At 72.0% G+C, this 13446-nt stretch carries 8 protein-coding genes; 2 read left to right on the forward strand and 6 right to left on the reverse strand.

The features are described 5' to 3' along the window. The first annotated feature begins 16 nt into the window (after positions 1-16). The gene (locus tag ACFWZ5_RS28900) at positions 17-1537 is read left to right on the forward strand and encodes an MFS transporter (protein ID WP_384805511.1); all 1521 of its coding nucleotides are present in this window, start codon (positions 17-19) and stop codon (positions 1535-1537) included. Between the two features lie 190 nt (positions 1538-1727). On the opposite strand, the gene serA is transcribed toward ACFWZ5_RS28900, so the two are convergent. The 6 genes from serA to ACFWZ5_RS28930 all read right to left on the reverse strand — a co-directional run bounded on the left by serA (position 1728) and on the right by ACFWZ5_RS28930 (position 12251). Continuing rightward, a complete protein-coding gene (gene serA, locus ACFWZ5_RS28905) occupies positions 1728-3332 on the reverse strand; it encodes a phosphoglycerate dehydrogenase (protein WP_384803210.1) in 1605 nt (534 codons plus the stop codon). A gap of 309 nt (positions 3333-3641) precedes the next feature. Further along, positions 3642-4640 carry a ketol-acid reductoisomerase gene (gene ilvC / locus ACFWZ5_RS28910; RefSeq protein ID WP_384803207.1) on the reverse strand — a complete coding sequence of 333 codons (999 nt, stop codon included), beginning with the start codon at positions 4638-4640 and terminating at the stop codon, positions 3642-3644. Positions 4641-4726: 86 nt separating this feature from the next. After that, positions 4727-5251: an acetolactate synthase small subunit gene (ilvN, locus tag ACFWZ5_RS28915; RefSeq protein ID WP_242724007.1), complete on the reverse strand. Its 525-nt coding sequence runs from the start codon at positions 5249-5251 to the stop codon at positions 4727-4729. A gap of 35 nt (positions 5252-5286) precedes the next feature. Further along, positions 5287-7158 carry an acetolactate synthase large subunit gene (locus ACFWZ5_RS28920; RefSeq protein ID WP_384803204.1) on the reverse strand — a complete coding sequence of 624 codons (1872 nt, stop codon included), beginning with the start codon at positions 7156-7158 and terminating at the stop codon, positions 5287-5289. 288 nt (positions 7159-7446) lie between these two features. Beyond that, entirely contained in the window at positions 7447-10554 is a 3108-nt protein-coding gene (locus tag ACFWZ5_RS28925; protein WP_384803213.1) for a putative bifunctional diguanylate cyclase/phosphodiesterase, read from the reverse strand. Positions 10555-11303: 749 nt separating this feature from the next. After that, on the reverse strand, positions 11304-12251 hold the full coding sequence (locus tag ACFWZ5_RS28930) for a 2-hydroxyacid dehydrogenase (protein ID WP_384803201.1): 948 nt from the start codon (positions 12249-12251) through the stop codon (positions 11304-11306). Positions 12252-12383: 132 nt separating this feature from the next. Between ACFWZ5_RS28930 and ACFWZ5_RS28935 the strand changes: the two genes are divergently transcribed. Further along, positions 12384-13379: an aldo/keto reductase gene (locus ACFWZ5_RS28935; protein WP_384803198.1), complete on the forward strand. Its 996-nt coding sequence runs from the start codon at positions 12384-12386 to the stop codon at positions 13377-13379. Positions 13380-13446 lie beyond the last annotated feature (67 nt).

The raw sequence follows: 13446 nt of genomic DNA on the forward strand, positions 1-13446 counted from the left end.
CGTACAGTCCTGGCCCATGACGACGAACCTCGCCCACCCACCGGCCGCCGACCGCGCCGGACGCAAGGAGTGGACGGCCCTGGCCGTCCTGATGCTGCCGCTGCTCCTGGTCTCGATGGACGTCTCGGTCCTCTACTTCGCGATCCCCGCGATCAGCGCGGACCTGGAGCCGAGCGGGACCCAGCAGCTGTGGATGTTCGACATCTACGCGTTCGTGCTCGCGGGCCTGCTCATGACGATGGGCTCGCTCGGCGACCGCATCGGCCGCCGCAAGCTCCTCCTCTTCGGCGCCACCGCCTTCGGCGCGGCCTCCGTCGCCGCCGCCTACGCGTCGAGCCCCGGCATGCTGATCGCCGCCCGCGCGGTCCTCGGCATCGGCGGCGCCACCCTGATGCCGTCCACGATGGCGCTGGTGCGCACGATGTTCACCGATGCCGGGCAGCGGGCGAAGGCGATCGGCATCTGGTCGGGGGTGATGGTCGCGGGGATCGCCCTGGGCTCGGTCCTCAGCGGCGTCCTCGTCGAGTTCTTCTGGTGGGGCTCGGTCTTCCTGGTCAACCTGCCCGCGATGGTGCTGCTCCTGCTGCTCGCGCCGGTCCTCATCCCGGAGTCCAAGGACCCGGACCCGGGCCGCTTCGACGCGCTCAGCGTCCCCCTGTCGATGGCCGCGGTGCTGCCGCTCGTCTACGCCCTGAAGGAGTTCGCCGCGGAGGGCGTCCGCCCGCAGTACGTGGTGTCGCTGGCCGTGGGTCTCGCCTTCGCCGTCCTCTTCGTACGCCGCCAGCGCACCGCCGCGTCCCCGCTGATCTCCCCCGCCCTGTTCCGCCGCGGCTTCGGCTCCGCCGTGTCCCTGAACCTCATCTCGTCCTTCGCGATGATGGGTTCGGCGTACTTCACGACGCAGTACCTGCAGTCGGTGCTCGGCAAGAGCGCGCTCGAGGCGGCGCTGTGGGCGCTGCTGCCGTCGGTCCCGATCGGCTTCGCGGCCCCGGCCGCGGTGGCCCTCGTGCAGCGGGGTGCGAACCGGGCGTACGTGGTCGCGGGCGGCTTCACGCTCTCCGCGTGCGGCTACGGGATCCTCGCCCTCGCCGGGACCAACTCCCTGTGGACGGTCCTCGGCGCCGCCGGTGTCCTCGCGTGCGGCGCGGCCGTGGTCACCTCACAGCTGACCGACCTGGCGCTCGGCGCGGCCCCCGCCGAGAAGGCCGGCGCGGCGTCCTCGCTCCTGGAGACGGGCCAGGAGTTCGGCGGAGCGCTCGGGATGGCGGTCCTGGGGTCGATCGGCACCGGGGTCTACGGTCATGAGGTGCCGGGTGGGGCGCCGGACACGTTGGGGGGCGCCCTCGCGGCCGCCGATCAGTTGCCGCCCGCGGCCGGGGCCGCGCTCGCGGCGGCGGCGCGGTCCGCGTTCACCAGTGGGATGCATGTGGCCGCGGTGGTGGGGGCCGTGGTGCTCCTGGCCGCGGGTGCGCTCGCCGCGCGGGCCCTGCGGGACTCTCCCACCCGCCCGCCCTCTTCTGGGGGCTGCGCCCCCTAGACCCCCGCAATCGGCGCTCCGCGCCTCGTCCTCAAACGCCGGACGGGCTGAAATCTTCGCCGGACGGGCTGGAAAATCCAGCCCGTCCGGCGTTTGAGGACAAGCGCGAAGCGCGGGTAAAAGGGGGTCCAGGGGGCGGAGCCCCTTGGTTTCGGGAAGGGGTGGGACTGGGGTGCCCCCCGCGACGGACCTAGTCCGCCAGGTTGACCGACCGCGCCGACGCCGCGCCGATCTCCTCCGACAGCTCCGCCAGCACCGGCTGCGGCACCGTGGAGTCCACGGTCAGCACGGCCAGTGCCTCCCCACCGACGTCAGCCCGAGCGACCTGCATCCCCGCGATGTTGACCCCGGCCTCACCCAGGACACGCCCCACCGTCCCGACGACACCCGGCCGGTCCGCGTACCGCAGCACGACCATGTGGTCGGCGAGCGCCAGGTCCACGTCGTAGTCGCCGACGGCCACGATCTTCTGGTGGTTCTTGGGCCCGGCGAGCGTGCCGGACACGGCGACCTCCTCGCCGTCGCTGAGGGTGCCCCGCACGGTGACCACGTTCCGGTGGTCGGGCGACTCGGACGAGGTGGTGAGCCGTACCTCGACGCCCCGCTCCTGCGCGAACAGCGGAGCGTTGACGTACGACACCGTCTCGTCCACCACGTCCTCGAACACGCCCTTGAGCGCGGACAGTTCGAGCACCTTCACGTCGTGCTGGGTGATCTCGCCGTACACCTCGACGTCGAGCCGCACCGCGACCTCGCCCGCGAGCGCGGTGAAGATCCGGCCGAGCTTCTCGGCGAGCGGCAGGCCGGGCCGGACGTCCTCGGCGATGACACCGCCCTGGACGTTGACGGCGTCCGGCACCAACTCGCCCGCGAGGGCGAGCCGTACGGACTTGGCGACGGAGATGCCCGCCTTCTCCTGTGCCTCGTCCGTGGAGGCACCGAGGTGGGGGGTGCACACGACCTGGTCGAGCTCGAAGAGCGGCGAGTCGGTGCACGGCTCCTTCGCGTACACGTCGAGGCCGGCGCCCGCGACGCGGCCCTCCTTCAGCGCCGAGTACAGCGCCTCCTCGTCGACGATCCCGCCGCGCGCGGCGTTCACGACGCGCACCGACGGCTTGACCTTGTGAAGCGCCTCGTCGCCGATGAGGCCCACCGTCTCGGGCGTCTTCGGCAGGTGCACGGTGATGAAGTCGGAGACCTCGAGGAGCTCGTCGAGGGAGAGGACCTTGACGCCCATCTGCGCGGCGCGCGCGGGCTGTACGTACGGGTCGTACGCGACGACCTTCATGCCGAACGCGGACATCCGCTGGGAGACGAGCGCCCCGATGCGGCCGAGGCCGACGACGCCGAGCGTCTTCTCGGCGAGCTCGACGCCCGTGTACTTGGAGCGCTTCCACTCGCCGTTCTTCAGCGCCGTGTTGGCCTGCGGGATGTTGCGCGCGGTGGCGAGGATCAGGCCGCAGGCGAGCTCGGCGGCGGTGACGATGTTCGAGGTGGGGGCGTTCACCACCATGACGCCCGCCTTCGTGGCGGCCGACACGTCGACGTTGTCGAGGCCGACGCCCGCGCGGGCGACGACCTTCAGCTTGCGGGCGGTGGCGATGGCCTCGGCGTCGACCTTGGTCGCGGAGCGGACCAGGATGGCGTCGACGTCGGCGATCGCGGGCAGCAGCTCGGCGCGGTCCGCGCCGTTGCAGTGCCGGATCTCGAAGTCCGGGCCCAGGGCGTCGACGGTCGCGGGCGACAGCTCTTCAGCGATGAGTACGACCGGTTTGCCGTTGGCAGCAGTGCTCACGTGAGTCCTCACAAGTCCAATGCGGACGGCCGTCCCGACGGCCGCAGGCGGTGTCGCTAGCCGCGTGGAAGACGCACGACGCTGTGGGCCCGACGCGAATGTGGTGTGCAGTCTAGTAGCGCGCGGGGACCCTTCCTGCGCCTCCCTGAAAGGATCACCCGGACGTGCGGAAATAGCGCCCCTCGGGGGCACCTCCCACGCCCTTGAGGCAGTGGGGGCGATCGAGGAGCGGGGTCCGGGGCGGAGCCCCGCGGCGGTACGACGGCCGACGGGGCCGGGACCGTGGCCCCGACCCCGTCGACGTACGCCCTACTCGTTGTCGTTGACCCAGGACATGAGCTTGCGCAGCTCCTTGCCCGTGGTCTCCAGGAGGTGGTCCTGGTCCTGCTTCTTGTACTCGTTGTACTTCTTCAGGCCACCGTGGTACTCGTCCATCCACTGCTGGGCGAACGTGCCGTCCTGGATCTCGGCGAGGACCTTCTTCATCTCGGCCTTGGTGGCGTCCGTGATGATCCGGGGGCCGGTGACGTAGTCGCCCCACTCGGCGGTCTCGGAGACCGACCAGCGCATCTTGTCCAGGCCGCCCTCGTACATCAGGTCCACGATGAGCTTCAGCTCGTGCAGGCACTCGAAGTAGGCGATCTCCGGCTGGTAGCCCGCCTCGACGAGGGTCTCGAAGCCCGCCTTGACCAGCGCGGCCGTACCACCGCAGAGGACGGCCTGCTCGCCGAACAGGTCGGTCTCGGTCTCCTCGGTGAACGTCGTCTTGATGACGCCCGCGCGGGTGCCGCCGATGCCCTTGGCGTACGACAGGGCGAGCTCGAAGCCCTTGCCCGTGGCGTCCTGCTCGACGGCCGCGATGCACGGCACGCCGCGGCCCTCCTCGTACTGGCGGCGCACCAGGTGGCCCGGGCCCTTCGGGGCGACCATGCAGACGTCGACGCCCGCCGGGGCCTTGATGAAGCCGAAGCGGATGTTCAGGCCGTGGCCGAAGAAGAGCGCGTCGCCCTCCTTCAGGTTGTCCTTGATGGACTCCTCGTAGACCTGCGCCTGGATGGGGTCCGGGACCAGGATCATGATGACGTCGGCCTCGGCGGCGGCCTCGGCGGGCGTCACCACGCGCAGGCCCTGCTCCTCGGCCTTGACCTTGGACTTGGAGCCCTCGTGGAGGCCGACCCGCACGTCCACACCGGAGTCGCGCAGCGAAAGGGCGTGGGCGTGGCCCTGGCTGCCGTAACCGATGACCGCGACCTTGCGGCCCTGGATGATGGACAGGTCGGCGTCGGCGTCGTAGAACAGCTCGGCCACTGGAAATCTCCTATGTGTGCTGATGTTGCGTCCCACCGTACGGCGGGTCCGGTCAGGGAAGGTGAGGGGTTCCGGAATACGGAACGTCAGGCGGTGCGGTCCAGTGCCCGCAGGCTGCGGTCCGTGATCGAACGGGAGCCGCGGCCGATGGCGATCGTGCCGGACTGCACCAGCTCCTTGATGCCGAAGGGTTCGAGCATCTTGAGCATGGCCTCCAGCTTGTCGCTCGACCCGGTGGCCTCGATGGTCACGGCCTCGGGCGAGACGTCCACGGTCTTGGCGCGGAACAGCTGGACGATCTCGACGATCTGGGAGCGGGTCTCGTTGTCGGCGCGGACCTTCACGAGGACGAGTTCGCGCTGGACGGCCGAGCCCGGCTCCAGTTCGACGATCTTCAGGACGTTCACCAGCTTGTTGAGCTGCTTCGTGACCTGTTCGAGCGGCAGGTCCTCGACGTTCACGACGATGGTGATGCGCGAGATGTCGGGGTGCTCGGTGACGCCGACGGCCAGGGAGTCGATGTTGAAGCCGCGGCGGGAGAAGAGGGCGGCGATCCTAGCGAGGATGCCGGGGGTGTTCTCGACGAGGACCGAGAGCGTGTGCTTGGACATGACGGTCATGGCGGTCGTACCTCTTCCTGGTGCTCTCAGTCGTCTTCGCTGTCGCCGAAGTCGGGGCGGACGCCCCGGGCGGCCATGACCTCGTCGTTCGAGGTGCCCGCCGCGACCATCGGCCAGACCTGGGCGTCCTCGTGGACGATGAAGTCGATCACGACGGGCCGGTCGTTGATCGCGTTGGCCTCCTCGATGACCTTGTCCACGTCCTCCGGGCGCTCGCAGCGGATCGCGTGGCAGCCCATCGCCTCGGACAGCTTGACGAAGTCGGGGACGCGGGTGCCGGCGCTCGCCGCCTCGGCGGACGCGGCGCCGTCGGCCTCCGGGCCGCTGTGCAGCACGGTGTTGGAGTAGCGCTGGTTGTAGAAGAGCGTCTGCCACTGGCGGACCATGCCGAGGGCGCCGTTGTTGATGATGGCGACCTTGATCGGGATGTTGTTCAGGGCGCAGGTGGTCAGCTCCTGATTGGTCATCTGGAAGCAGCCGTCGCCGTCGATCGCCCACACCGTGCGGTCGGGCATGCCGGCCTTCGCGCCCATCGCGGCCGGCACGGCGTAGCCCATCGTCCCGGCGCCGCCGGAGTTGAGCCAGGTCGCGGGCCGCTCGTACTGGATGAAGTGGGCGGCCCACATCTGGTGCTGGCCGACGCCCGCCGCGAAGATCGTGCCCTCGGGCGCCAGTTGGCCGATCCGCTCGATGACCTGCTGCGGCGCGAGCTGGCCGTTGTCCGGGTGGTCGTAGCCCAGCGGGTAGGTCTCGCGCCAGCGGTTGAGGTCGGCCCACCAGGCGGCGTAGTCGCCGGTGTGGCCCGCGGTGTGCTCGGCCTGGATGGCCTGGACGAGGTCGGCGATGACCTCGCGGGCGTCACCGACGATCGGCACGTCGGCGGCGCGGTTCTTGCCGATCTCGGCCGGGTCGATGTCCGCGTGCACGATCTTGGCGTACGGGGCGAAGCTGTCCAGCTTGCCGGTGACGCGGTCGTCGAAGCGGGCGCCGAGGGCGACGATCAGGTCGGCCTTCTGCAGCGCGGTGACGGCGGTGACGGCACCGTGCATGCCGGGCATGCCCACGTGCAGCGGGTGGCTGTCGGGGAACGCGCCGAGCGCCATCAGGGTGGTGGTGACGGGCGCGCCGGTGAGCTCGGCGAGGACCTTCAGCTCGGCGGTGGCGCCGGCCTTGATGACGCCGCCGCCGACGTACAGGACGGGGCGCTTGGCGGCCGTGATCAGCTTGGCGGCCTCGCGGATCTGCTTGGCGTGCGGCTTGGTCACCGGGCGGTAGCCGGGCAGCTCCTGCTGCGGCGGCCAGGAGAACGTGGTGCGGGCCTGCAGCGCGTCCTTGGCGATGTCGACGAGGACGGGGCCCGGACGGCCGGTGGAGGCGATGTGGAACGCCTCGGCGATGGTGCGCGGGATGTCCTCGGCCCGGGTGACCAGGAAGTTGTGCTTGGTGATCGGCATGGTGATGCCGACGATGTCGGCCTCCTGGAAGGCGTCCGTGCCGATCGCCTTGGAGGAGACCTGGCCGGTGATCGCCACCAGCGGCACCGAGTCCATGTGCGCGTCGGCGATGGGCGTGACCAGGTTGGTGGCGCCGGGGCCCGAGGTGGCCATGCAGACGCCGACCTTGCCGGTGGCCTGGGCGTACCCGGTGGCCGCGTGGCCCGCGCCCTGCTCGTGCCGGACCAGGACGTGGCGGACCCGGGTGGAGTCCATCATCGGGTCGTACGCGGGGAGGATCGCGCCTCCGGGAATGCCGAATACCGTGTCGGCCCCGACTTCCTCGAGGGAGCGGATCAGGGACTGGGCGCCCGTGACGTGCTCGACGGAGGCGGACTGCTGTCCAGAGGATCGGGGCCGCGGCTGCGGATGGTGGGCCCCGGTGGCCTGCTCGGTCATCGGCATTCTCTTCTCGAAGCTGAGGGTTTTCGCTGATCTCGAAGCTGATCTCGAAACTGGGCTTCTTGCTCGGGGTGGTGCGGGGTTTCGCGGGGTTTTTGCCAGGGTTTGACAGGTGCCAGTGCAACAAAAAACCCCTCGTGCCGTGAGGCAAGCGAGGGGAGCGCGCCGGGTGCGTTCGCTGGGGTCATCCGGTGTTCGGACCGGGCCGTCCCAGCTTCAGCCGACGCGCTTTCCAAGTACGAGAATTCGGGTGCGCATGGCCTTGACCCTCCCTCCGGCGCGCCACACCTGTCAAGTAGGTGGGACGGGCGTCTCATTATGTGAGCGCCCATAGGGGCCGGATCCGGCCGCGCAGGCCGTGCCCGCGCCGCCGAAGGCCGCCGCGGCGGAGCCCCCGAACGCCGGGGACGGCTCGCCGTAGGCCGCGCCGAACGCGGTCGCGCCCTCGCCGTACGCCGTGGCGGGCTCCCCCGCGGGCGCGCCCACGTACACCGGCTCCACCGGGCCGTGGGGCACCGGGTACTCCCCGACCGTGAGGGCCCGGCGCAGCCGGAACTCGTCGAGCGGGCCGGAGAAGGCCATGCCCTGCCCGTGCGTGCAGCCCATGGCGCGCAGGGCGATGACCTGCTCGGGGTGGTCGACGCCGTCGGCCACGGAGGACAGGCCGAGGTCGGTGGCGATCCGGAGGAGGCCCGACGTGATCTTGTAGAGGCGCGCGGACTCCACGACGCCCTCGATGAGGCCGCGGTCCAGCTTCAGTACGTCCACGGGCAGGCGCCGCAGCGCGTTGATGGCCGCGCAGCCGCTGCCGAACCCGTCGAGGGCGATCCGCACGCCGAGCCTGCGCAGGGCCGTCAGACGGCGCTCCAGGTCGTCGAGGGACACGCGCGGGTCGCTGTCGGTGAGCTCGATGACGAGCGCGCCGGACGGCAGGCCGTGCCGCGTGAGCAGCGCCTCCAGGGAGCCGAGGGGCAGGGAGCGGTCCACGAGGCGGCGCGCGCCGAGCCGCACGGCGACGGGCACCGCGTGTCCGGCGCCGCGGCGCTCGGCGGCCTGCTCGACGGCCTCCTGGAGCAGCCAGCGGCCCAGCTCTGCGGTGCGCTCGCTGTCGTCGGCGGTGCGCAGGAACTCGGCGGGCGTGAACAGGATGCCCTGGGCCGAGCGCCAGCGCGCCTGGGCGGAGACGGACGCGATGCGGCCGGTGTCCAGGGACACCACGGGCTGGTGCAGGAGCGCGAACTCGCCGTCGTGCAGGGCGCTGCGCAGGCGCGTGGCCAGCTCGGCCTTGCGGGCGACGTCGGCCTGCATCTGGGGCGCGTACAGCTCGACGCGGCCCTTGCCCGCGGCCTTCGCGCGGTACATCGCGAGGTCGGCGTTGCGCAGCAGCTCGCCCGCGCCGACGCCCGGTTCGGCGAAGGCGACGCCGATGGACGCGGCGACCCGGACATCGTTGCCGTCGATGTCGTAGGGCTGCGAGAGCCTCAGTCTCAGGCGGTCGGCGAGCTCCAGTATGTGCTTCTCGCGCGCGGCGTGGTCGCGGGTGCCGTCGCCCACGATGAGGGCCGCGAACTCGTCGCCGCCGAGCCGGGACGCGGTGTCCGACGCGCGGACCGCTTCCTGGAGGCGGTGGGCGGCCTGCACGAGGAGCGCGTCACCCGCCTGGTGGCCGATCGTGTCGTTGACGGCCTTGAAGCCGTCGAGGTCGATGAAGAGAACTGCGGTGCCCCGGTCGGTGACTCTGCGACCGCCGAGCGCGGCGGCGACTCGGCGGGTGAAGAGCGCCCTGTTGGGCAGGTCGGTGAGGGGGTCGTGCTCGGCGTTGTGCTGCAACTGCGCCTGGAGGCGCACCCGTTCGGTGACGTCGCGGCTGTTGAAGATGAGGCCGCCGTGGTGGCGGTTGACGGTGGACTCCACGTTCAACCACTCGCCCGTGCCGGACTTGAAGCGGCACTCGATGCGGGTCGTCGGCTCCTCCACGGGGTTGGCGGTCAGGAAGCGGCGCACCTCGTGGACGACGCGGCCGAGGTCCTCCGGGTGCATGAGCGTGGCCAGTTCGGAACCGACGAGCTCGTCGGCGTCGCGGCCGTAGACACCGGCGGCGGCCGGGCTGACGTATCTCAGGATGCCGCTCGGTGCGGCGATCATGATGACGTCGCTGGAGCTCTGCACGAGGGACCTGAAGTGGTTCTCCTTCTGGGCCAGCTCCTGGGTGAGCGTGATGTTGTCGAGCAGCATGATGCCCTGGCGCACGACGAGCGCGAGGACGACGGTGCCCGCGGTGAACAGCACGACCTCGTCGACGCTGCGGCCGTTCAGGACGTTGTAGAGGATCCCGAGCGTGCAGACGGCGGCGGCCAGGTAGGGCGTGAGCGCGGCGAGCGAGCCCGCGATGGGGCGGGTGGGCGCGTACCGCGCGTCGTCGGTCCGCTCGGCCCGCTCGGTCCGCTCCTCGGCGGGCTCGCCGCCGCGGGCGCCCGCGGGGCGGCCCGCGGCGTGCGCCCAGGGCGCCACGGGCGCGTGGCCGGGGTCGCCCCGCTCCCCGCGCCCGTGCCACGGCACGGCCCAGGGGGCGTACGCGAGCAGCAGCGAACCGGCGAACCAGCCCGCGTCGAGCAGCTGGCCGGAGCGGTAACTGGCGTGCAGCAGCGGCGAGGTGAACAGCGCGTCGCACATCACGGTGAGCGCGAGGGCGCCGATCGCGGTGTTCACGGCGGTCCGGTTCGCCGAGGACCGCCGGAAGTGCAGCGCGAGGACCATGCTGACGAGGGCGATGTCCAGGAGCGGGTACGCGAGCGACAGCGCGGCGTGGGCGACGCTCGGGCCCTCGAACTGCGCGGTGTGCGCGAGGGCGAGGCTCCAGGAGAGCGTGAGCAGGGAGCCGCCGATGAGCCACGCGTCGAGCGCGAGGCAGACCCAGCCGGCCTTGGTGACCGGCCGCTTGGCGAGCACCAGGAGCCCGATGATGGCGGGCGGCGCGAAGCACAGGAAGAACAGGTCCGCGAAGCCCCGCTGGGGCACGGGCGCGCGCAGGACGACCTCGTACCAGCCCCAGACGCCGTTGCCGCAGGCCGCCATCGCGGAGGAGAGCGCGAACAGCAGCCATGCGGGTCGAAAGCGGCTGCGCCGGGTGCGGGAGTAGAGGAAGCAGGAGACGGCGGCGGCCGCCGCGGCGGCGCTCAGGCCGAAGTCGCCCATGATGAGCGCGAGTCGGTCCGAGCCCCAGCCGAGCGCGGAGCCCGTCGCGTACCCGCCGCAGACCAGGAGCAGGACGACCTGCGAGAACAGTCCCGCGCCCCCTCCGGGGGCCGGACGTCTGGCCAGGGGGGCGCGCTGCGACGGCACGGGCGCCCGCCCGAGCCCGCCGTCGAGGACGGTCGCGGAGGCCGACTGCCCGCTCACCGGCCCGCCCCGCTCGGCACGGTGCTCGGCACGGCGGCGCCAGGCCCACGGCCGTCGCGCCCGGGCTTCACGTGGACCACCGCGCCCGCCGCGCCCGCCGTCCCCGCGCGCGGGGAGCGCGTCGTCGGACCACAGGGGCCACTCCGCGGGGCGCCAGGGCGGGACGGTGACGAGGGCGTCGAGGGCGTCGAGGGCGCCGCAGTCGACGGGGACGCCCCGGTCGTCGGGAGCGTCGGGGTCGCCCAGGGGCGGCCGGTGGCCGCGCGGTCGCGCGGCCGGCACACGTCGGTCCCCGGCCGGTGCGGACGGCGCCGGGCGGTCCGGCGCAGGAGCCGGTGCCGCCGGGCGCAGTGCCGACGGCTGCGGGCTGGTGTGCGCGAGAGTCGCGGGCGGTGGTCCCGCCGCGTCGAATCGTTCGCCCATAGGCCGTGCATCGCCCGTCGCCCCCCTCGCAGTGTCGTTACTCGATCCCCGGCGCCGATCGGTACGCGGCGCAGCCCCTGTCGGGACGATACACCAGCCTCGTCACTCAGGGACAGGTCCGCTCTACGCTCCGTGACTACCAGGGGTGATGCGAACACAACACGCACACAAGCAGGTGCGGAGCGTGCACATAAACGGTCCCTGCCGTTCCATGCGGTCACCCGGCACCGGATATCGACCGGTCCTGATCGGTTTCCTGAACCGCCTTACCGAACAGGACCGTTGAGCCGACCGCCCTACCGATCACCGCGCCGATCACCGGTCCGTCAGGTCTCCAGGACCACGTTGTCGAGCGGCTCCCCGGCCGCGTACCGGCGCACCTGCGCGGCCAGCAGGCGCTTCGCGCGCGGCAGGAACGCGGACGACGAGCCGCCCACGTGCGGGCTGATGAGCACGCCGGGGGCCTGCCACAGCGGATGGCCCGGGGGCAGCGGCTCGGGGTCCGTGACGTCGAGGGCGGCGGTGAGGCGGCCGCTCTCCAGCTCCGCGAGCAGCGCCTTGGTGTCGACCACGGGACCGCGGGCCACGTTCACCAGGAGCGCGCCGTCCTTCATGCCCGCCAGGAAGTCGGCGCCGGCCAAACCCCTGGTGGCGTCGGTGAGCGGCGTGGAGAGGATCACGACATCGGCTTCAGGAAGCAGTCGGGGCAGTTGGGTCAGCGGGTGCACCGGACCGCGCGCCGTGGTGCGCTCGGAGCGCGCGACGCGCGCCACCCGCGCGCATTCAAAGACAGCGAGCCGGTCCTCGATCGCGGAGCCGATCGACCCGTACCCCACGATGAGCACCGACTTGTCGGCGAGCGCCGGATAGAACCCCGAGCGCCACTCCTGGACCCGCTGCCCCTCCACGAAGCGCGGAACGCCCCGCAGGGAGGCGAGGATCAGCGTGAGTGCGAGCTCCGCGGTGCTGGCCTCGTGCACCCCGCGCGCGTTGCACAGCCGGACGCCCGGGGCGAGGTCCTTCAGGCCGGGCCGCATGTGGTCGATGCCCGCGGTCAGCGTCTGTACGACCCGCAGTGACGTCATGCGTGCCAGTGGCGGTACGACGGTGCTGGAGGGCTCCATGTACGGCACTACGTAGAACACGCAGTCCGCCGGGTCGGCGGGATAGTCCGTTCCGCCGTCCCAGAGGCGGTACGTGAGACCCGCATCGGACGCGGCGGGCAGCCCCTCGATGCCGGACGCTTCGTACGGCAGCCATACGTCGGTTGTCATGGTCAGGAGGCTAAGGGATGTCCGCCGGGACACCCCCTGGCGAACAGGGCGCACGTCGCGCGCCCGGACGCAGAGGTTACGTTGGGGGCCGCCCAGACAGAGATCACCGGACGACGCGGAGGACACGGCCAGGTGGAGCGCAGGACGATCGGCGCCGGGGCGCTCGGGGTGGGCGCCGTCGGACTCGGCTGCATGCCGATGAGCTGGGCGTACTCCAGCTCGCGGCAGCGCGGGGACGCCTCGGTGCGCACCCTGCACACGGCGCTCGACCAGGGCTCGACGCTCCTCGACACGGCGGACATGTACGGGCCGTTCACCAACGAGCTGCTGATCGGCCGCGTCCTGAAGGAGCGGCGCTCGGAGGCGTTCGTGTCGACCAAGTGCGGGCTGCTCGTGGGCGATCAGCACATCGTCGCCAACGGCCGCCCCGGCTATGTGAAGCGGGCCTGCGACGCGTCGCTGCGGCGGCTCCAGACGGACACGATCGACCTGTACCAGCTGCACCGCGCCGACCCCGAAGTGCCGATCGAGGAGACCTGGGGCGCGATGGCCGACCTGGTCACGGCCGGGAAGGTGCGGGCGCTCGGGCTGTGCGCGGTGGGGGCGCGGGCGGGGCGCCGGGGCACGGGTGCGGGGCTGCACGACTCCACGGTCCGGCAGTTGGAGCGGATCCAGCAGGTCTTCCCGGTGACGGCCGTGGAGGCCGAGCTCTCGGTGTGGTCGCCGGAGGCCCTCGACGTCCTGCTGCCGTGGTGCGCGGCGCGCGGCGTGGGCCTCCTCGCGGCGATGCCGCTGGGGAACGGTTTCCTCACGGGCACGCTGACGCCGGGTCAGGGCTTCGAGCCGGACGACCTGCGCGCCCGGCACCCCCGGTTCACCGCCGAGATGATGGCGGCCAACCAGCCCCTCGTCGTGGGCCTGCGCCGGGTCGCGGAGCGGTACGGGGCGACTCCGGCGCAGGTGGCCCTCGCGTGGGTGCTTGCGCAGGGGGCGCAGGTGGTGCCGATTCCGGGGGCCAAGCGGGAGCGGTGGGCGCGTGAGAACGCCGGGGCGGCCGGGCTGCACCTGACGGCGCGGGACCTGGCGGACCTGGCGGCGCTGCCGGCGGCGCAGGGTTCTTGGTACTGAACCCTCGCGGGACGCCCCAGACCCGCCCCTTTACCCAAAACCAGGGGGCTCCGCCCCCTGGACCCCC

Origin of the sequence: Streptomyces sp. NPDC059003, assembly GCF_042740445.1 — a bacterium.
Classification (GTDB): Bacteria; Actinomycetota; Actinomycetes; order Streptomycetales; family Streptomycetaceae; genus Streptomyces.

Bases quoted from the DNA above. Each gene is read 5' to 3' on its own strand.
- ACFWZ5_RS28900 (WP_384805511.1), top strand. From the start codon at position 17: ATGACGACGAACCTCGCCCACCCACCGGCCGCCGACCGCGCCGGACGC.
- ilvN (WP_242724007.1), bottom strand. From the start codon at position 5,251: ATGTCCAAGCACACGCTCTCGGTCCTCGTCGAGAACACCCCCGGCATC.
- ACFWZ5_RS28920 (WP_384803204.1), bottom strand. From the start codon at position 7,158: ATGCCGATGACCGAGCAGGCCACCGGGGCCCACCATCCGCAGCCGCGG.
- ACFWZ5_RS28930 (WP_384803201.1), bottom strand. From the start codon at position 12,251: ATGACAACCGACGTATGGCTGCCGTACGAAGCGTCCGGCATCGAGGGG.